The 19,100-nt window shown below is 63.3% G+C and carries 14 protein-coding genes; 8 read left to right on the top strand and 6 right to left on the bottom strand.

The window, feature by feature from the left end; genetic code table 11:
* Positions 1 to 42: 42 nt before the first annotated feature.
* Positions 43 to 501, bottom strand: a complete 459-nt coding sequence (locus tag ACJ8IN_RS06085; RefSeq protein ID WP_033653150.1) for a YbaK/EbsC family protein — start codon at positions 499 to 501, stop codon at positions 43 to 45.
* A gap of 168 nt (positions 502 to 669) precedes the next feature.
* Between ACJ8IN_RS06085 and ACJ8IN_RS06090 the strand changes: the two genes are divergently transcribed.
* Together ACJ8IN_RS06090 and ACJ8IN_RS06095 are read left to right on the top strand one after the other, a co-directional pair.
* Entirely contained in the window at positions 670 to 1,095 is a 426-nt protein-coding gene (locus ACJ8IN_RS06090) for a DUF2231 domain-containing protein (protein ID WP_033648337.1), read from the top strand.
* 13 nt (positions 1,096 to 1,108) lie between these two features.
* Positions 1,109 to 2,410 carry a PQQ-dependent sugar dehydrogenase gene (locus ACJ8IN_RS06095; RefSeq protein WP_060421084.1) on the top strand — a complete coding sequence of 434 codons (1,302 nt, stop codon included), beginning with the start codon at positions 1,109 to 1,111 and terminating at the stop codon, positions 2,408 to 2,410.
* 45 nt (positions 2,411 to 2,455) lie between these two features.
* Here the strand turns inward: ACJ8IN_RS06095 and ACJ8IN_RS06100 are convergent, their stop codons facing one another.
* On the bottom strand, positions 2,456 to 2,686 hold the full coding sequence (locus tag ACJ8IN_RS06100) for a hypothetical protein (protein WP_033653148.1): 231 nt from the start codon (positions 2,684 to 2,686) through the stop codon (positions 2,456 to 2,458).
* Between the two features lie 340 nt (positions 2,687 to 3,026).
* Between ACJ8IN_RS06100 and ACJ8IN_RS06105 the strand changes: the two genes are divergently transcribed.
* From ACJ8IN_RS06105 to ACJ8IN_RS06120, 4 genes are all read left to right on the top strand, one after another.
* The gene (locus ACJ8IN_RS06105; RefSeq protein ID WP_230122172.1) at positions 3,027 to 3,413 is read left to right on the top strand and encodes a DUF2946 domain-containing protein; all 387 of its coding nucleotides are present in this window, start codon (positions 3,027 to 3,029) and stop codon (positions 3,411 to 3,413) included.
* A gap of 224 nt (positions 3,414 to 3,637) precedes the next feature.
* Positions 3,638 to 5,701, top strand: a complete 2,064-nt coding sequence (locus tag ACJ8IN_RS06110) for a TonB-dependent copper receptor (RefSeq protein WP_308325727.1) — start codon at positions 3,638 to 3,640, stop codon at positions 5,699 to 5,701.
* Positions 5,702 to 5,842: 141 nt separating this feature from the next.
* Positions 5,843 to 6,004 (top strand): hypothetical protein, encoded by a 162-nt coding sequence (locus tag ACJ8IN_RS06115; RefSeq protein ID WP_162838235.1) that lies wholly within the window; start codon positions 5,843 to 5,845, stop codon positions 6,002 to 6,004.
* Positions 6,005 to 6,114: 110 nt separating this feature from the next.
* On the top strand, positions 6,115 to 6,594 hold the full coding sequence (locus ACJ8IN_RS06120) for a GNAT family N-acetyltransferase (protein ID WP_047567441.1): 480 nt from the start codon (positions 6,115 to 6,117) through the stop codon (positions 6,592 to 6,594).
* Positions 6,595 to 6,607: 13 nt separating this feature from the next.
* Here ACJ8IN_RS06120 and ACJ8IN_RS06125 read toward each other — a convergent pair whose 3' ends face one another.
* Positions 6,608 to 7,501, bottom strand: coding sequence for a LysR family transcriptional regulator (locus tag ACJ8IN_RS06125; RefSeq protein ID WP_047567439.1), 894 nt, complete (start codon positions 7,499 to 7,501; stop codon positions 6,608 to 6,610).
* Positions 7,502 to 7,585: 84 nt separating this feature from the next.
* On the opposite strand from ACJ8IN_RS06125, the gene ACJ8IN_RS06130 reads away from it, so the two are divergent.
* Positions 7,586 to 8,362, top strand: coding sequence for an NAD(P)H-dependent oxidoreductase (locus ACJ8IN_RS06130; protein ID WP_308325728.1), 777 nt, complete (start codon positions 7,586 to 7,588; stop codon positions 8,360 to 8,362).
* Positions 8,363 to 8,399: 37 nt separating this feature from the next.
* Here ACJ8IN_RS06130 and ACJ8IN_RS06135 read toward each other — a convergent pair whose 3' ends face one another.
* A complete protein-coding gene (locus tag ACJ8IN_RS06135) occupies positions 8,400 to 8,954 on the bottom strand; it encodes an NAD(P)H-dependent oxidoreductase (protein ID WP_033634565.1) in 555 nt (184 codons plus the stop codon).
* A 104-nt stretch (positions 8,955 to 9,058) separates the two neighbouring features.
* Between ACJ8IN_RS06135 and ACJ8IN_RS06140 the strand changes: the two genes are divergently transcribed.
* On the top strand, positions 9,059 to 9,418 hold the full coding sequence (locus ACJ8IN_RS06140) for a winged helix-turn-helix transcriptional regulator (protein ID WP_049196948.1): 360 nt from the start codon (positions 9,059 to 9,061) through the stop codon (positions 9,416 to 9,418).
* Between the two features lie 4 nt (positions 9,419 to 9,422).
* Here the strand turns inward: ACJ8IN_RS06140 and entS are convergent, their stop codons facing one another.
* A complete protein-coding gene (gene entS / locus ACJ8IN_RS06145) occupies positions 9,423 to 10,706 on the bottom strand; it encodes an enterobactin transporter EntS (RefSeq protein WP_049212173.1) in 1,284 nt (427 codons plus the stop codon).
* A gap of 60 nt (positions 10,707 to 10,766) precedes the next feature.
* Entirely contained in the window at positions 10,767 to 19,073 is an 8,307-nt protein-coding gene (locus ACJ8IN_RS06150) for an amino acid adenylation domain-containing protein (protein WP_442519487.1), read from the bottom strand.
* Positions 19,074 to 19,100: the final 27 nt, after the last annotated feature.

Consider the following 19,100-nt stretch of genomic DNA (forward strand, 5'->3'; position numbering starts at 1 on the left):
ACTCTATTTAACATAACGCAATTGTGACGTGGTCACTTAACGTTACCCCGTCACGTCAATCCACTCTGCTCCGGTGATGCTGGCCAGGCGTTGTGGCGCAATTCTCACGCCTGAGTTATCGCTGCCGCCTGCCGGAAGCACTTCACCGTAGCGGCACAGGCTGCGATCGCAGTAAATTCTTACCGCTGCCGGTGCGGCAAAGGGGCAAACGCCGCCCGGTGGATAGCCGGTCAGCGCCTCCACCTCCTCCGCCGGCAGCATGCGCGCCTTTACGCCGAAGAATTGTTTGTACTTCTTGTTATCGATTCTGGCGGTTCCCGCCATCACCAACAGCACTACGCCGTCGTTCACGCGAAACGACAGCGTCTTGGCGATCTGCCCGCTCTCCACGCCAAAGGCTTCCGCCGCCAGCGCCACCGTAGCGGTATTCTTTGCCAGCACCGTCACCGCCGTTTCCGGCGCGTGCTCGGCCAGAAATCGCTGAACGCGCTCTATACTCATGCCCATCCTCCCGATGTTGTAAGCCATTGATAATGCCGCAGTGAGGGTTTCGGTTTTAACATCGCATGCTAAAAATGAGAATCAAAATTGTTCAAATCGGTGAATCTGAACAAAGCTTTAAGGGGCCAACGCCCTTTTTTACCTATCATTTTTCATGGAGATACCTGCATGACCACGCAAACGACAGCAAGGCCTTCAGCGGTCGCGGTGGCCGTCTATGAATGGCTCAATCCGATACCCTACGGATTTTTCACCGCTGCGCTGATTTTCGACATTATCTATGCCTGCACGGCGAATATTCAATGGGTCAACGGTGCCAGCTGGCTGATCGCCATCGGCCTGATTTTTGCCATTATTCCCCGTCTGATTAACCTGGTGCAGGTGTGGTTCGGCAGCGGCCGGCTGCAGGGGCCATCGGTCAAGCTCCATTTCTGGCTGAACTTGCTGGCCATCGTTCTCGCCATCATCAACGCTTTCGTGCATAGCCGGGATGCGTATGCCGTGGTGCCGCAAGGTCTGGTGCTGTCTGCGATCGTGGTCGCGCTGCTGAGCCTCGCCAACATTCTGCTGGCCGTGGGCGCCCGCGCAAAATAATAAGGAGGTTTTCATGAAGCTATCATCGATCGCGATTGCGCTTTCGGCCGTGTTGGCGCTGGCCGGCTGCGATAACAGCGCCGTCATTTCACCGGAACAACAAATGGGGCCGGATCCGACGTTGCCGGCGGCGCAAGACTTCCTGATGCCGCCGATGCAGGTGCCAAAGGGCGTCGGCTGGCAGCAAAATCAGATGCCGAAAGTGGCTGAAGGCTTGAAAATCGATAAGGTGGCGGACGGTTTGCTGCACCCGCGCCAGCTGCTTACCCTGCCCAACGGCGATGTTTTGGTGGTGGAAGCCAACGGGCCGGGCACCGAAGCGGTGAGCACGCCCAAGCAACTGATCGCCGGTTTGGTGAAGGGCCAGTCCGGTAAAGGCGGCAAAGGGGGCAACCGGATTACCCTGCTGCGCCCAACCGCCGATGGCAGCTGGGAAAAGCATGTCTTCCTCGAAGGGCTCGATTCGCCGTTCGGCGTCCAGCTGATTGGCAACACCCTGTATGTGGCCAACACCGGCAACATCATGCAGTACGCCTATCAGCCGGGCGAAACGCGCATCAGCGATGCGGGTAAAGAGCTGGCCGATCTGCCGGACACCATCAACCATCATTGGACCAAGGCCCTGCTGGCCAGCCCGGACGGTAAAAAGCTGTATGTCGGCGTCGGTTCAAACAGCAACATCACCGAAAACGGCCTGGCCGTAGAGTACCGCCGCGCCGCCGTGCTGGAAGTGGACACCGCCTCCGGCGCCAGCCGCATCTTCGCCAGCGGCCTGCGCAATCCGACCGGGCTGCAGTGGGAACCGCACAGCGGCAAGCTATGGGCCATCGTCAACGAGCGTGACGAGATCGGCGCCGATCTGGTGCCGGACTACCTGACCTCGGTGCAGGACGGCGGCTTCTACGGCTGGCCTTACAGCTATTTCGGTCAGCACGTCGATCGGCGGGTGCAGCCGGCGCGGCCGGATCTGGTGGCGAAAGCCATCAAGCCGGACTACGCCCTCAGCTCCCACGTCGCGCCGCTGGGGCTGCTGTTCTACACGGCGAACGCTCTGCCGGCCGAGTATCGCGGCGGCGCCTTCGTGAGCGAACACGGCAGCTGGGATCGCTCGCCGCTGAACGGTTATCGGGTCAGCTACGTGGCGTTTGAGCAAGGCAAGCCGGTCGGCAAACTCAAAGCGGTGGTCACCGGCTTTGTCTCCGACGACGAGAAGGAACTCTATGGCGCACCGGTAGGATTGGCGGTCGACAAGACCGGCGCCCTGCTGATTGCTGATGACGTCGGCAACACCGTTTGGCGCGTTAAATCGAAATAAGCTCAAGGCGTTGTCGGCAGGCAACGCCGCGTGAAAGCCAGCTTGTCATTCTCGCATGCAAGCGTGGCGGGTATGGCTCAGTGTACTGTGTAACTTATCGTACTCTTCACGGGTAATTTTTTGCGTGGCCAGTAAGGTGCGCAAGGTTCCGTACAGAAAACCGAGCTCATACCCCCGCGCGTAGCCCTCTGCACTGTAACGGTTGATCTCACCGGTTTTGAGCGTTTCAATACCGTCATTAAGCCAGTCCAGTGCGTCCTGAGTGGTCAAATCCATCGTTGCTTCCCCTTATCAAGCGAAAAATAAAATCCTAGCACGCCCTTGTTATTGAGTATATTTTTGCGGGTTCCATTTTCGACATATCTTTGGAATTTATAACTGGCTGCGTATCCCTTAGCCGCTTTGCATATAATTTCGCTTAAATTTGAATCACTATTTTGATCTCATTTTCATCAACAGATCCTTGGCCAGAAATAAAAGGTTTTAACATTTCGACATAAACCAGTACAATTCCCTACCCTGTGTTAACCCTTTTTTTAGGTTGATTGTGTCGTTAATTCAGCGCTCTACATCGCGAAATCGGGCCGCCGCCTGGTTAGGGGTGTTTGCCATTCTGATGTTGTTCATTGCGCCGGTGGTCTCGCGATCCCTGGAGCATGTGCGCGCCGGAAGTGCTGGAGCGACCGTCATGGCGGATTGCGGCATGGATATGCCGATGCATCACGGGATGCACTCGCCGCCGCCTGAGCCTGAGAAAGCCTCACAGCCGCTGATGCAGCACGGCGGCGGCCACCACAACATGGCGATGATGATGGACGACAGCGCCTGCGGCTACTGCGTGCTGTTGCTGCACGCGCCGCTGCTGGACGTGAGCCACGGCCCGCTGTTCTGGTCCCAGTCGCTGGCTTCGCGCCCGCCGCCGATCCACTATCTCGTCCCTCTGTTTGCCCACGTTGTTCATACCGAATTACAGCCGCGCGCGCCCCCCATCTCTTTCCTCTGATTTAACAATAAGCCCATTGCCGTTCTCTGTATTGCCGTTGATCGTTTCAACCCGGCGGAATTAATTCGCCCAACGGTTAATCATCGAGACGACATTATTAATCCGGTTATTTCCAGGTTGATGGAATTAACCCCCGTATTTTCCGATGGTGATTTTCGCCAGGCCGTCCCACGCCTGAATAATCCCTCGGCCAAGCACGGAAAAAGTTAGCTTAAGGAAAGATGATGTTTAAATCGACTTATAAAAAGAACGCCGTCACCCGCGCCATTACCACCGCCATGCCGCTGTTTCTGCTGGCCGGCCACGCGGCGCAGGCGCATCAACACCCTGCCGGCGCACAGGTTAATGATGGCGACGTGATCACCGTCACCGCGCCGCTCTACTCCCCGCTGACCATCGTCACCTCGCCGAAAACCCCACGCCAGCCGGTGCCGGCCAGCGACGGTTCGGACTACCTGAAAACCATCCCCGGCTTCTCGCAGATCCGCAACGGCGGCACCAACGGCGACCCGGTGTTCCGTGGCATGTTCGGCTCTCGGTTGAAGATCCTCACCGACGGTTCGGAAATGCTGGGCGCCTGCCCAGCGCGGATGGATGCGCCGACCTCTTACATCTCGCCGGAAAGTTTCGATCTGTTGACCATTACCAAGGGGCCGCAGACGGTGCTGTGGGGGCCGGGATCGTCGGCGGGCACGGTGCGTTTCGAGCGTGAACGCCCGCGCTTCGACAAGCCGGGCATCAAGGGCAACGCCAGCGTGCTGACCGGCTCCAACGGCCGCTGGGACGAGAACATCGACGCCAGCCTCGGCGCCGAACAAGGCTACCTGCGGGTGATGGCCAACAAATCCCGTTCCAACGACTATCAGGACGGCACGAATACGCGCGTGCCATCGCGTTGGGACAAGTGGAACGGCGATCTGGCGCTCGGCTGGACGCCGGACAACGACACGCTGCTGGAAGTAACTATGGGCCGCGGCAACGGCGAAGCGCGCTATGCCGGCCGCAGCATGGACGGTTCGCAGTTCAAACGCGAAAGCCTGGGCATGCGGGTGGAGAAATCCAACATCGGCGACGTGCTGGATAAGCTGGAAGCGCAGGTCTACTACAACTACGCCAACCACGTGATGGACAATGTCACCCTGCGCTCGCCGGGCAGCGGCGGCATGGCTGGGCACGGGGGGCATGGCGGCATGAGCATGGGCCACGGCGGGCACATGATGTCCTCCGGCATGACGATGCAGCTCGATCGCCGCACCGTCGGCGGCCGCGTGATGGGCACCTGGCAGTGGCAGAACGTGAAGCTTGAAAGCGGCCTGGACACCCAAACCAACACCCACCGCAGTATGAACCGCGGCAGCTGGGAAAAAGACGCCCAGTTCAACAGCTACGGCGCCTTCAGTGAACTGACCTGGTCCACCAGCGAACAGGATAAACTGATCGGCGGCGCGCGCCTCGACCGCACCCTGGTGGAGAATTTCCGCAGCGCCAGCGCTGGGGAACGTTCGGACACCCTGCCGAGCGGCTTTATGCGCCTGGAGCATACGCTGGCCGACCTGCCGCTGATGCTGTATGCCGGCGTCGGTTATACCGAGCGCTTCCCGGATTACTGGGAGCTGTTCTCACCGAAGCTTGGCCCGAACGGCAGCAAGGATCCGTTCTCCAGCGTCAAGAGCGAGAAAACCACGCAGCTCGACATCGGCGCGCAGTACAACGGCAAACGCTTCAACGGCTGGGTCTCCGCTTATGTAGGCCGCGTCGATGATTTCATCCTGTTCAAATACGATCCGCACAACGCGCGCCTCAGCCAGGCCGATAACGTCAACGCCAACATCATGGGCGGCGAAATGGGCATGGGTTATCAGCTGAGCGAGCACTGGAAAACCGACGCCAGCCTGGCCTACTCCTGGGGCAAAAACACCAGCGACGGCCGCCCGCTGCCGCAGATCCCGCCGCTGGAGGCGCGCCTGGGGCTCACCTATGAGTACGGCGACTGGAGCGGCACCGGCCTGTGGCGTCTGGTCAGCAGCCAACACCGCGTGGCGATCAACGAAGGCAACGTGGTGGGCAAAGACTTTGCCGAAAGCGCCGGCTTCGGCGTGCTTTCCGCCAACGCCGCCTACAAGGTGAATAAAAACGTCAAGCTGAGCGCCGGTCTGGATAACATCCTGAACAAGACCTACAGCGAGCACCTTAACCTGGCGGGCAACAGCGCCTTCGGGTATTCGGCCAACAGCGCGGTGAATGAACCGGGCCGCACCCTGTGGGCCAAGGTTAACGTCACCTTCTAAACCGTACACCGGGCGATGGGCAACCGTCGCCCGGTCAGGCGATATGCGATCCGGTTCTTAGGATATGAGTTTTAAGTTTTTCCCATTCGGTTGAGCGGCGATTAGTATCACTCTCAATGTAATCAAGGATCCGGAGGGAATATGCAAAAGCTCACTCGTTTTCTGGCCCTGCTCGGCGAGCTGATGATTGAAAAAGCCGAAGACGCCGCACCGCAGGCTGCTCAGCCTGACGATCGCGACGACGCGCTGCCACCGCGTCTCGAACGTGGGGTTCCGCTGGCCGACCGCTTCCTGTTCATGTAATTCCCCTCACTGTCTTTTTGTCCGGCACGTTCCGATATTTCATTATCGGGCGCCTGCGTCTATCTTCTTTCGATGGTTCCAGCCGATTCATCATAGGAGATAGCAACGCAATGAAAATCAGAACGGTAACCCCGCAAGACGCTGAAGCCCTGACGCAGTTATTGAATGACGTGATCGGCGCCGGCGGCACGACGGCGATAGAAACGCCCCTCACCCCCGCCGAATTCAGCGAATGGTTCATCAGCGGCAGCAATGCGCTGAGCTGCCATGTCGCGGAGGTCGATGGGCTGTTGGTGGGCTTCCAGGCGCTGAGCGCAGATGATGCCCTGCCGCCCGATACTGCAGATATTGCCACCTTTTCCCGCCTGTCGCCGAAGGTGCGTGGCGTCGGCAGTGCGTTGTTCCCTGCCACATTAGCGGCGGCGAAGTCTCACGGTTTCAAGCACATCAACGCCACCATTCGGGCGGATAACGTCGGTGGCCTCGCCTACTATCACAAAATGGGCTTTCGCGATTACGATCGTTTGCCGCAGGTGCCGCTCAGCGATGGCACGCCGATCGACAGAATCAAAAAACGCTTCTCCCTTTAACCCGTTAATCCACTCACACTGAACGCACGATATGTTCGCGCAGCCACCGGTGAGCGGGATCGCGGTGCGATCGTTCGTGCCACAGCATGGTCATTTCAAAGCCCGGCACCGCCAGCGGCGGCTCAAGCCGTTGCAATAAAGGCTGGTTGCGCACCAGCCGCTCCGGTAGCATCGCCACCAAATCGGACTGCGTCAGCACCGAGAGAACGAACAGAAAATGCGGCACGGAAAGCACCACGCGCCGCGTCAGCCCCACGTCTGCCAACGCCCGGTCGGTCATGCCATAGAACCCGCCGCCGTCCGGCGAGACCATCACCTGCTCCAATTGGCAAAATTGCACCGGCGTCAGCCTGGCATGCAGTTTGGGATGGCCGATTCTGCCCACCAGCACATAGCGTTCGCTAAACAGCGTGCGCTGCCGCAGGCCGGATGGCGCCCCTTCTCGGGTATGAAACGCCAGGTCGACCTCCCCTTGCTCCATCCGTTTGGCGAGGCGCGCCGGGGCGATCTCCAGCACCGCCAGCCGGGTGCCGGGCGCCGCCGTGCGCAAACCGTTCAGCGCCGGCAGCACGATGGTGGATTCACCGTAGTCAAAGGCGGCCACGCGCCAGGTATCGGTCGCCACGGCGGGATCGAACGGCGTCGCCGGCGTTACTGCCAACTCGAGCGCCGCTAATGCCTGACGTAACGGTTCCCGCAGCTGTTCCGCTCTGGCGGTCGGGCGCATGCCGCGCGGGCCGGGCAACAGCAGCGGATCGTCAAAGATCGCCCGCAGTTTGGCGAGATGCACGCTGACCGCCGGCTGGGAGAAATTGAGCCGCTGTGCCGCGCGTGTGACGTTGTGCTCCGCCAGCAGCGCGTCGAGCGTCACCAGCAGGTTGAGATCCAGTCGCCTTAAATTATTCATAGTTATACCTGGGATAACGGTAATTCATTTCTAATATACCGACTAACACCCTAACCTGCAGCTCTCACACCAAGGAGAGCTGTTATGAATGTGCTGATTGTTTACGCCCACCCGGAGCCGCTGTCGCTGACCGGTTCACTGAAAAATTTCGCCGTTGAACGCCTGACGCAGGCCGGCCATCAGGTACAAGTGTCCGACCTGTACGCCATGAAGTGGAAAGCGGCGCTCGACGCTGACGACAGTCTGGAAGGCCCGGCAACTGCTCGTTTCGATCCTTCGCTGGATTCGCAGCGCGCGTTCGCCAACGGCATGCAGAGCGCTGATATCGAACGGGAACAGCAAAAATTGCGTTGGGCGGACGCGGTGCTGCTGCAGTTTCCTCTGTGGTGGTTCTCGATGCCGGCGATCCTAAAAGGCTGGGTGGAGCGTGTCTATGCTTACGGTTTTGCCTACGGCGTGGGTAAGCATTCCGATACCCATTGGGGCGACCGTTACGGCGAGGGGACGCTAGCGGGCAAACGGGCGATGCTGATCGTCACCGCCGGCGGCTGGGAGTCCCATTACGCCCCGCGCGGCATCAACGGGCCGATCGACGATATCCTGTTCCCGATCCAGCACGGCATGCTGCACTACCCAGGCTTCGAGGTGCTGCCGCCGTTCGTCACCTACCGTGCCGGCAAAACCGATGAGGCACGCTTTGCCGCCCTGTGCGAGCAGCTCGGGCAGCGGCTGGATAATCTGTGGAACGCCGAGCCAATCCGCTTCCGGCGGCAGAACGCCGGTGACTATCTGATCCCGCAGCTGACTTTGAAAGCGCATCTCGCGCCAGGGCAAGACGGTTTCGGCGTTCACATCGAGTAGCCGGATGCGCACGCCCTGGCGCATCCGGGGCGTGCCGTTAATTCAGGGCGGCGAGAAATGCCTGGTAGCCCTGTGCGCTGCGATCCAATTCGTGAGATTGCAGCGGCTCCACCGTGCCGTCCGAAGCGGCCTCCCTGCCGTAAAAGGCGAAGAACGAGGCATAGTCGGCCCGGACGTAACCGGCGGTGACTTCAAACGGCCGGAAGATTTCCTCCAGCGAATAACGATAGCGCCCGTCGCGCGCATAATCCTCTGCGCGCACCCCCGCCGTGACCGCCAACGCCAGCTTCTTGTTTTGCATCTTGTAGCCGCTGCGCGAACCGTAGGCCCAGCCGTAGGTGAGCACGTCGTCCAGCCATTTTTTCAGCAGCGGCGGGCTGCTGAACCAGAAAATCGGGAACTGAAGCACGATGTTGTCATGGGCTTCGATCAGCCGCTGCTCTTGGGCGACGTCGATCTGCCAGTCCGGGTAGGCCTGATGCAGTTCGTGCACGGTATACCGCTCCGGATAGCGCCGCAGCTCCTCCAGCCAGCGTTTATTGACCACCGAGTTCGCCATATCGGGATGGGTCACCACCACCAGGGTTTTCATATCGATTTCTCCAGTCAAGTGTCTACCGGCGCATCATAGGTTATGCTGGAACAATGTAAAATACGCACACTCACGACACATACTTACCCTGGAGAAAGCACTCAATGACCGCCGAATCCCACTGCAGCCCAACGGGCATCAGCCTTGAAGACACCGGCTATGGCTATACGCTGTCGGTGATTAACGGCAAATATAAAATGATTATTCTCTACTGGCTGGCGTTGTATAAGCCGGTATTGCGGTTCAACGAGCTGCAGCGCTGCATCGGCACCATTTCCTACAAAACGCTGAGTTCGACGCTGAAAGAGCTGGAAAGAGATCGGTTGGTGGTGAGAAAGGAGTATCCGCAGATCCCGCCCAAGGTGGAGTACAGCCTGTCCGAACGCGGGCGTTCGCTGATCCCGGTGATCGACATGATGTGCAACTGGGGGGAGCAGCACCGGCCGGAACAGCCGGTGCCGTGAGGGGTTAGTTGTCCGCTGCCGCGGAGGTTGCCGGCGCGGGCTCATCGTGCTCGACCAACGCGTCCGCCGGCCGGCACTGGCGCAGCGTGCGCACGCTGAAGGCCACCAGCACGCCGAGCACAGCGGCGAATGCGCCAAACGACAGCACGCTCATCAACGGGGTAAAGATCCTGCCCAGTACGCCGAGCCCCAGCGCGCCGATCGAATCGCCGGTTACGTCCTGCGCGGTGCCGAGGCTGTTCACCCGCCCCAGCAGATGATCCGGCGTATTGCTCTGGATCAGCATGAACTGCAGGAGTGAAGCGATGGCGTTGGCGTAGCCGTAGCACACCAGCGCCAGCAGCGCCGGCGCCAGGTGGCTGAACAGCCCCAGCGAAGCGATAGCGGTAAACGCGACGATGGCGGCGACCAGGATCAGCACGCCGGGCCGAGAGAAACGCCCCACCCAGCCGCTGGTCAGCGCGCCCAGCATCGCACCGAGCGGCACCGCGGAATACATCAGGCCAATTGAGGACGCGCCGACGTGGTAAGCGTCCTGCGCCAGCGCCGGGAACAGCACCCGGACGGCGCCGACGATGCTCATCAGCATTCCCAGCAGCACCACCGACCCCACCACCTTATTGCGCCAGACAAACTGGAAGCCGCTGGCGAGCGCGCGCAGCGGGTGTTCCGGCTCCTGCTGCTGCGGCAACAGCGTCGGCAGGCGCACCAGTGGGACAAGGGTGCCCAGCGTCCCGGCGGCGGCCACGGCGAACGCCAGCCCCACGCCGCCGAACACGATGATGATCCCGCCCAGCGCCGGCGCCAGGATCGCGCCGATGCGCACCGTTACCATGCTCAAGGCCCCCGCCGCCGCCAGGTTTTCGCGCCCGACCAGCAGCGGGATCACCGCCATCAGCGCCGTCATGCCCAGCGCCCCGAAGAAGCCGTCCCAGGCCGCCAGCAGGTAGAGCGCCCACAGCGAAGGCGCCGGGGCGAAGGCGTTCAGACTCAGGGCGACAAAGCCCAGCCCGCAGGTGCCGCGCGCAAACAGGATCAGCTTACGGCGATCGTAGCGATCGGCGAGCACGCCGCCCAGCATCAGGCCGATAAACATGCCCACCCCGTCCAGCGCCACCGCCACGCCCACCTGCAACGTGGAGCCAGTCATCGCCTGGATCTGAATCGGCACCCCCACCGCCAACATGCCGAGGGAAAACACCGACAGCATGCGGGCGCAGAAAATCGCGCGGAAATGCGCATTGCTTCTCAGCAAACTGAAATCAAGAAAAAAAGAAGGTCTGGCCATAGTGTCCTGCATATCATGTTTTAGTACGGGCCGGGACGCACGCCCCCCGGCCCGGTTGCGTTATACCAACCCGTATTGCCGCGTCAGCAACGAATGCAACAGCGGCCCGAGCGTCTCCAGCGAAGTCGGCGACAGAATGTCCGCGTGTTCGCAGCGCTGGTGATGGCAGATCAGCCCATCCAGATACGGCGCCCACACGGCGTCGATATCCATCTCCGGCGGCAGCGTCTGGTCGGCCACAAACAGCGTCGCCGTGCCGTGGAAACGCCGGCTGCGCGCCTGGGACAGAATGCGCACCGCGTCGCGGTAGTTGGCGACGATGCTATCGAACATTGCCGCCTTCTCCGCCATCAGCGCCGGATCGCCATGATCTTCCGCCATAAACTCGGCCTGCTCCTGCGCCACCTCTTTCTGCGCGTCCTCCTCGCTGGGGCCGGTCCAATCCTGGCCTTCCGGCGGATAGGTATCCAGCATGCCGAGGAACGCCACCTCTTCGCCCTGCTGCTGCAGGCGCGCGGCCATCGAGTGCGCCAGCGTGCCGCCGAGCGAATAGCCCAGCAGGTAGTAAGGCCCCTGCGGCTGCAGGCATTCGCCGACGCCGCGGCTCTCGGCCGAGTTGGCCGCCTGCGCGTCATCGAGCAGGTGCGCCATCTTCTCCAGGCTGCGGGCGAACATGATCTGCCCGACGCTCAATGGCCGAGGCACGCGGCGACGCAGCTCCGCCGCCAGACGCATCGCCAGCAGCGAATGGCCGCCCAGCGCGAAGAAGTCGTCGTCGGCATACACCGTCTCGCGCCCCAACAGTTCCCCGAACAGCGCCGCCAGCAGGCGTTCGCTGTCGCTCTGCGGCATGCGGCCACTTTGGTGGCTCAGCTGCGGCCGCGGCAACGCCTTGCGATCCAGCTTGCCGCTGGCGCTGAGCGGGAAGCTGTCGGTCATGACATAGCTGACCGGCATCATGTGCGCCGGCAAACGCTGCTCCAGCGCCTGATGCAGCACGCCGGTATCCAGCGTCACGCCCGGTTGGGCGATCAGCCAGGCGACCAGTTGGCGCATATCGGCGCCGCCAAGCCCCGTCGCGCCCTCGCCCAGTTCGATGGCGTGCACCGCCGCTTGCGCTACCCCCGGCTGCGCCAGCAGCGCCTGCTCGATTTCCCCCAGCTCGATGCGCTGGCCGCGGATCTTCAGCTGATCGTCGCTGCGCCCCAAATACTCGACGCTGCCGTCTTCCAGCCAGCGGGCGATATCGCCGGTGCGATACATGCGCGCGCCGTTGCCGGCGGGATCGGCGACAAACCGCTGCGCCGTCAGCCCCGGCCGATGCAGATAGCCATCGGCCAGCTGAATGCCGCGCAGGTAAAGATCGCCGGCGCAGCCGACGGGCACCGGCCGCAACATCGCGTCGAGAATGCTCAACTGGGTGTTCCAGACCGGTTTGCCGATCGGCACGCCGGCGCCGCTCACCGCCGCCAATGCCGCGCCGGACGCCGGTTGGTAGGTGACATCGACCGCCGCCTCCGTCGGGCCATACAGGTTGTGCAGCGGCGCGGTAACCAACGCCTGATAGCGGGAAGCCAGTTCACACGACAGCGCCTCACCGCTGCAGAACACGCGTTTCAGGCTGGCGGCGGCGCGCTGTGGCGCCCGCTCGTTCAGCGCCTCCACCCAGATAGCCAACATGGACGGAACGAAATGCAGCGTGGTCACGCCATAGTCGTCGATCAACGTCGTCAGCGCCTGCGGATCGCGGTGCGCCTCCGGCGGCGCCATCACCAGGCGCGCGCCGACCATCAGCGGCCAGAAGAATTCCCAGACGGAAACGTCGAAGCTGCACGGCGTTTTCTGCAATACCACGTCCTGCGCATCGAGCGCATACTCGTGCTGCATCCAGAACAGGCGGTTGACGATCGCCCGGTGGTTCACCACCACGCCTTTCGGCCGCCCGGTAGAGCCGGAGGTATACAGCACGTAGGCGGGATAATCGCCGTTCCCCGCCGGCAGGCGCGCTGCCGGTTCGCGCCCGCTGTCGTCCAGCGCATCGAACAGCAGCGTCGGCGCCAGCGCGGCAAAGCGGGCATCCAACGCGCTCTCGGTGATAATCAGCCGCGGCTTGGCGTCCTCCACCATGTAGGCCAGCCGCTCGTCCGGGTAGCCGGTGTCCAGCGGCAGCCAGGCGGCGCCGGTCTGCACAATCGCCGTCAGCGCCAGGCTGAGGCGCACGGAACGCGGCAACGCCACCGCGACGATATCCCCCGGCTGAATGCCGGCCGCCGTCAGCCGCTCGGCCAGCAGCGCGGCCTGGCGCTGCATGTCACGGTAGCTGAGGCTGTGCCCGGCATCCTGCAGCGCGATGCGATCCGGCGTGCGCCGCGCTTGATCGGCGATCGCCTGATGCAAGGTGGTGTCCGCCACCGCCTGCCCGGTGCGGTTGACCGCCGCGATCAGCGCCTGCTCCTGCGGCGTTTGCAACTGCCAGCGCGGCAGCGGCAAATCCGGCTGGGCGATCCACTGCTGCAACAGCGCCATCAGCCGCGCGGCGAAGCGCTCAGGCTGCGGCACCGAGGCGCGGTACTCCATCAGCAGGCGCAGACGCTCGCCCGGCAGCACCAGCAGCGTCAGCGGATAGTGGGTATAGCCTTTGTTGCGGATGGCGTCGCAGCGCAGCGACCCTGCGCCGCCCAGCAGAGCGTCGTTGTCCGGGTAGTTCTCCACCACCAACAGCGTATCGAACAGCGTGCCCGCCCCGGCCAGGTGCTGAATTTCCCCCAACCCCAAATCGTCGTGCTCCAGCAGTTCAATTTGCCGGTGCTGCAGCTCAGTCAGCTGTTCCGTCAGCGAACGATCGTGCTGCAGACGCACCCGCACCGGCAGCGTGTTGCTGAACAGGCCAACGTGTTCCTCGACCCCTTCTATCTGGCCAAAGCGGCCGGAAACCGGCGAGCCGAACACCACGTCCTGCTGGCCGCAACAGCTGGCCAACTGCAATGCCCAAATGCCCTGCATCACGGTATTGAGCGTCAACCCGCGTTCGCGACACAGGGTCAGCAAGCGCCTTTCCTCGGCCGGCGGCAGCGTCATCTCCAGCTCGTGTACGCGATCGTCCTGCGCCTCACCGAACAGCAACGTCGGCCGCACGTCCTGCAGCGTCTGGCGCCAGAGGCGGCGCGAAGCTTCGGCATCCCGCGCGGTCAGGCGGCGCACGATATCGGCATAGTTCGAACGCAGCGGCGGCAACGCCTGCTCGCCTTCACGCAGGGCCAGAATCAGATCGTTGAGCACCACCGGCGTCGACCAGCCGTCGACGATCAGGTGATGCGCGTTAAGGAACAGCGTGTAGCGTTCGCTATCCCCGTGTTTGACCAACAATGCATGCAGCATCGCGCCCGGCTGGTTGAACAGATCGCGCTGCAGTTCCTGCTGCTCCAGCCGGTGCAGTGCCTGCACCTCCTGTTCTTCGGCCAGCGGCGGCAGCGCGTGGCTGTCCAGCGGCCAATGGCTTTCCTGCGGGATCAGCTGCAGCGGCTCGCCCTCGCGGTTGAATCGGGCGGCCAGCTGCGGATGGCGGCGGATCACCGCATTCAGCGCCTGCTGAAGTTGATGCGCGTCCAGTTCGCCGCAGAGGCTCAGGCGCGTCAGCGAGTTGTAGCTGCCGCCCTGCTGCGCTGTCTGCGCATGGAACAGCAGGCCGTGTTGCAGCGGCAACAGCGGCAGCGCCGCGGCTAACGGCCCGCACTCCCGCTCCCAGGCGCGCACCGCTTCATCATCGACGCCCGGCTGGGCGATTTCGGCCGCCACCAACGTCGCCGCCGCGCGTTCGGGATGCCGTTCGGCAAACTCGCACAGTGAACGCACGGCGTGCTCGATGCCGCTGTGCAGCTGCGCAATGTCGCTCTCGCTGAAAATTCCCTCCAGCCAGCTCCAGTTAATCGCCAGGCAGGCGCCGTCGCGCCGCTCCTCGACAAAGATATTCACTTCCAGCCCGTAAGACAGCGCCTGCTGCGCATCCTGCGCCACGGCGAAGGCGTCGCGGAAGCGGGTCTGGCTGCGCTGCGGCGTCCAGTGCGCCTCATCCTGGCTGAAACGCCCAAGGTAGTTGAATAAAATCTCCGGGGCGTTGCGCTGCGCCAGCGCCGCCAGATCGTCACGCTGCGGATGCAGATAACGCAGCTGGCCATAGCCGACGCCGCGATCGGCCACCGCGCGCGTCGCCCGTTTCACCGCGCGCACCGCCTCATTATGCTCGGCGTCATGCAGTTCGATGCGCAGCGGGTACTCCGCCGTCAGCCAGCCGACGGTGCGGGCCAGATCGAGGCCGTCGTCCAGTTCGGCGCGGCCGTGCGACTCCAGAGAGAAACGCAGCGAAGCGGCCTGGAAACGGCGGCGGCAGGCCTGAGCCAGCGCGCACAGCATGATCTCTTCAACCTGGGCGCGATACCCCTGCGGCAATGTGCCGAGCAGCGCGGCGGTCAGCCGGCTGTCGAGCAGCGTGCGCCGTTCGCTCACCGAGGCGATGCGATCGGTCTGCGGTTCCAGCGCGCGCCGCCCCAAACGCGGCACGCCGTCCGCCAGCATCTGCCGCCAGAACGGCAGCTCGGCTTCGCGGCGTTCGACGTCGGCCCTTAAACGCGCGGACCATTCATAGAGCGAGGTTTCCTCCGGCGGCAGCGTGATCGGCTGCCCCTGCATGGCGCTGTCGGCCACTTGCCGCAGCTCGTCGAGCAGAATGCGCCAGGAAACGCCGTCCACCACCAGGTGGTGGATCGCCAGCACTAGCCCCAGGCTCTGCCCGTCACGCTGCAACAGGATCGCCTGCATCATGGCGCCGGCCGCCGGATCGAGCTGCTCGAGTGCGGCATCAAACGCCTGTTCCGCCGCTAGCTCCAGTTCGCCGGATACGGCCTGAACCTGCATGAACTCAGCGGTAGCGGCTTCCTCGACCACCAACTGGCCGTCGCGGATCCTGGCGCTCAGCGCCGGGTGCGCCGCGCGCAGCTGTGCCAACGCATAACGCAGCTGTTCCGGTTGCAGCTCGGCGGGCACGCGCAGGAAAACGCCGTGCGCGAAGCGGCGATGCATATCGCCCGTCTCGGCGAACCAGTGCAGGATCGGCAGCCCGTCGATCGGGCCTTGTCGCACGCTGCGTGCGGTCTGAGAGCCAACGGCCAGCGGCTGCATCGCCTGCGCCATGCGCGCGGGGGTGTGCAGCGCGAAGATCTCGCGCGGCCGCAGCAGATAGCCTTTGCGCCGCAGGGCGGTGCCCAGCCCCATCGCCGAGATGCTGTCGCCGCCGAGCGCGAAGAAATCGTCGTCTGCGCCGACGCGCTCCATTCCCAACAGTTGGGCCATCGCGCGGCAAATCAGCCTCTCCTGCTCGGTGGCCGGTTCGCGAATGCTTTGCGCCAGCGTTTCCTGCGGTTTGGGCAGCGCCTGGCGGTCAATCTTGCCGTTGACGTTCAGCGGCAGCTCCGGCATTACCACCAGGATCGCCGGCACCATATAATCCGGCAGACGCTGCGCCAACTGCCCCAGCAGCTCGCTTTGCAGCGCCGGCGAGGCGCGACGCGCGTCATCCTGCACCGAGCAGTAGCCAATCAGGCGATAGGTGGCGCCGATCGGTTCGGCGATCACCACCGCCCGCCCCACGTCCGGCAAGGCGGCCAAGGCGCTTTCCACCTCACCCAGCTCGACGCGGAAGCCGCGCACCTTGATTTGGTGATCGGTCCGGCCAATGAATACCAGCTGGCCCTCCGCGCTCCAGCGCATCAGGTCGCCGCTGCGGTACATCACCTCGCCTTCGGCGAACGGGTTGGCGACAAAGCGCGCCGCCGTCAGATCCGGGCGCCGCAGGTAACCGCGCGCGATGCCCTTGCCGGAAATGTACAGCTCGCCCGCCGCGCCGATCGGCACCGGCTGCAGGCGGCTGTCGAGCAGCCAGACTGAGGTATTGGCGAGGGGACGGCCGATCACCGGTTGGTCTGCGGCCGTGACCGGCGCGCCGAGGGTATCGACGGTGTATTCGGACGGGCCGTAATAGTTGTGGATCTCCACCTCCGGATGCTGCTGCATCAGGTTCCACAGCGTCGGCGTCGCCGCCTCGCCGCCGATCATCACGAACGACGGCAGCGGGAACTGCCCTTTCAGCAGACCGCAGTCCACCAGTTGCGAGAAGAACGACGGCGTGATGTCCAGCAGATCGATCGGCGTCTGCTGGGTCTGTTCCAACAGCGCCCAGGGGTCGCGGCGCAGCTCCTCATCGAAGATAACCAGTTCGCTGCCCATCATCATGCAGAACAGCGGTTCCCAGGAGGAATCGAAAGAGAACGAGGCGGTATGGCCGGCGCGCAAGCGGCGCGTGTGGCGGGCCTCGAATTTTTCGATCGCCGGGCCGAACAGAGAAGCCTGGTGCGACAGGAACAGGTTCAGCAGCCCGCGGTGCGTGGACATCACGCCCTTGGGTTTGCCGGTCGAACCGGAGGTGTAAATCATGTAGGCGAGATGCGCCTCGTTCAGCGGCACACGCCGTTCGTCGTCCGTTATCGGCGTGGCCGCGGCGGCCGCGCAGCGCGCCAGGCACGGGGCGTCGTCCAGGCACAATACCTGCGGCAGATCCGGCATGTTGGCCCGCGTGTCACTGTGGGTCAGCAACATCACCGGCCGCGCGTCGTCGCACATCAGCGCCAGGCGCTCACGCGGATAGTCCAGATCGAGCGGCATATAGGCCGCGCCGCTGGCCAGCACGCCGAACAGCGCGACCAGCGTGTCCACCGAGCGTGGAATGCCGATGGCGACCACGTCTTCGGCGCCGATGCCGCTTTCGATCAGCACTCGCCCCAGCTGCATCACCCGTTCGGAGAGCTGCCGGTAGCTGAGGCGCACGTCGCCGCAGGACACCGCCAACGCCTCGGGCTGACGCTCAACCTGGCGCTGGAACGCATCCATGATCGAAACCATGCCCGCCGGCGGCGTCAGCTCAGCGCCGCGCCCCCAGGCCGCGAGTTGTCTGAGTTCCCCCTCGCCGATCAACGCCAGTTGACCGTTCGGCTGGTGCGGCTGCCGCGCCAACTGCTGCAGCCAATGGCCGATGCGCTCCGCGTGGTGCTGCAAGGTGCGCGGTGAGTATTTGGCCGGGTTGGCGACCAAAGACAGCGTCAATACGCCGCTTCGAAAACCGATCTCGAACTCCAGGTCGTCGACCGGCCCCATCGCCAGCGTATGGGTGGTGGCCGCCTGACCGTCGAACGACAAGGCGCTGTGGTAGACCTTGACGTTGACCACCGGCCCGTACAGTTCCTGATGGCCGCCGACCAGGCCGAGATCGCGCTTGATCTGCTCCGCCTCATAGCGTTGATGGCGGCGCGCCTGCTTGATCTGCGCCACGGTGGCCAGGCAGACATCCGCCAGCGACATCTCCGGCGTCACGTTCAGCAGCAGCGGCAGCACGTTGACCACCGGGCCGACCGCCGCCAGCGCCTGCGATCCCATCCGGCGCATGAAAGGAAAACCGATTGAGAAGCGGGTTTCGCCGCTCATGCGCGCCAGGTACAGCGCCAGCGCCGCCGTGACGATATCTGCCGGCTGCAGCGACTGCAGCGCGCCATCGCGCAGCGCTTCGTCAAACAGCGATTCAGGCAGCACCAGCGCCTGTTTGAGCGGCCGGGCGCCCGCCTCAACCTCCCGACTCTCCGTCGATAATGACAGCGGCGACGGCAAATCGCGCAGATGCTGGCGCCAGAATTCGGCCGCCCGCTCACGTGCGGGCGAGGTTTGCCATTGCTGAAACTCTTCCACCACCTTGCCGAACGGGGTAAACGGCGAGGCCGCCGGCGCCAGCCCGTGGCGCAGCGCGCGATAAATATCGGCGATCCGACGGGTGATGGCTTCGAAGCTGAAGCCGTCCAGGGTCAAATGATGAAAGCGCTGATACCAGAACCAGCGATCGACGCTGACGCGGATCACCGCATGGCGATAGAGCGGCCGCTCGCCGTCCGCCGGCAGATCCTGCGCCAGATCGTCGTTCATCAGCGCCAGCGCCGCCTGTTCGGCGTCCGGCCGCGCGCTGAAATCGAACCACTCCGGCGCCTGCACGCGCGCAGGATCGGCGTTCAGCGGCAAACGCTGCACCGGCTGGCCGTCCTGCGCCTCAAAGAACTGCGCCTGAACCGTATCCGCTTCGGCCAGCCCCTGACGGATCGCGCGCTCCAGCGCCGAGCGGTCGATAGCGCCGTGCAGTTCGGTGTAGTGCGCCACCGCGAAGCCGTTGCGCCGCAGCGCGATTTGGTCGGCGATCCAGATCCCCGGTTGCGCCGCAACCAGCGGATAATCCCGATACTCGACCTGAGTATCCGGCAAAGAAAGCGTTTCTGACATGGTGTCTGTCCTTTTCCTCAAACGGAA

It is taken from the genome of Serratia sp. CY31944 (assembly GCF_052169175.1).
In the GTDB taxonomy this organism is placed as follows: domain Bacteria; phylum Pseudomonadota; class Gammaproteobacteria; order Enterobacterales; family Enterobacteriaceae; genus Serratia; species Serratia sarumanii.

Excerpts from the sequence above, each read along its gene's own strand:
- ACJ8IN_RS06120 (WP_047567441.1), top strand. The coding sequence starts at position 6,115 with ATGAAAATCAGAACGGTAACCCCGCAAGACGCTGAAGCCCTGACGCAG.
- entS (WP_049212173.1), bottom strand. The coding sequence starts at position 10,706 with ATGGCCAGACCTTCTTTTTTTCTTGATTTCAGTTTGCTGAGAAGCAAT.
- ACJ8IN_RS06150 (WP_442519487.1), bottom strand. The coding sequence starts at position 19,073 with ATGTCAGAAACGCTTTCTTTGCCGGATACTCAGGTCGAGTATCGGGAT.
- ACJ8IN_RS06085 (WP_033653150.1), bottom strand. The coding sequence starts at position 501 with ATGAGTATAGAGCGCGTTCAGCGATTTCTGGCCGAGCACGCGCCGGAA.
- ACJ8IN_RS06115 (WP_162838235.1), top strand. The coding sequence starts at position 5,843 with ATGCAAAAGCTCACTCGTTTTCTGGCCCTGCTCGGCGAGCTGATGATT.
- ACJ8IN_RS06105 (WP_230122172.1), top strand. The coding sequence starts at position 3,027 with ATGTTGTTCATTGCGCCGGTGGTCTCGCGATCCCTGGAGCATGTGCGC.
- ACJ8IN_RS06140 (WP_049196948.1), top strand. The coding sequence starts at position 9,059 with ATGACCGCCGAATCCCACTGCAGCCCAACGGGCATCAGCCTTGAAGAC.
- ACJ8IN_RS06090 (WP_033648337.1), top strand. The coding sequence starts at position 670 with ATGACCACGCAAACGACAGCAAGGCCTTCAGCGGTCGCGGTGGCCGTC.
- ACJ8IN_RS06095 (WP_060421084.1), top strand. The coding sequence starts at position 1,109 with ATGAAGCTATCATCGATCGCGATTGCGCTTTCGGCCGTGTTGGCGCTG.
- ACJ8IN_RS06130 (WP_308325728.1), top strand. The coding sequence starts at position 7,586 with ATGAATGTGCTGATTGTTTACGCCCACCCGGAGCCGCTGTCGCTGACC.
- ACJ8IN_RS06100 (WP_033653148.1), bottom strand. The coding sequence starts at position 2,686 with ATGGATTTGACCACTCAGGACGCACTGGACTGGCTTAATGACGGTATT.
- ACJ8IN_RS06110 (WP_308325727.1), top strand. The coding sequence starts at position 3,638 with ATGTTTAAATCGACTTATAAAAAGAACGCCGTCACCCGCGCCATTACC.
- ACJ8IN_RS06125 (WP_047567439.1), bottom strand. The coding sequence starts at position 7,501 with ATGAATAATTTAAGGCGACTGGATCTCAACCTGCTGGTGACGCTCGAC.
- ACJ8IN_RS06135 (WP_033634565.1), bottom strand. The coding sequence starts at position 8,954 with ATGAAAACCCTGGTGGTGGTGACCCATCCCGATATGGCGAACTCGGTG.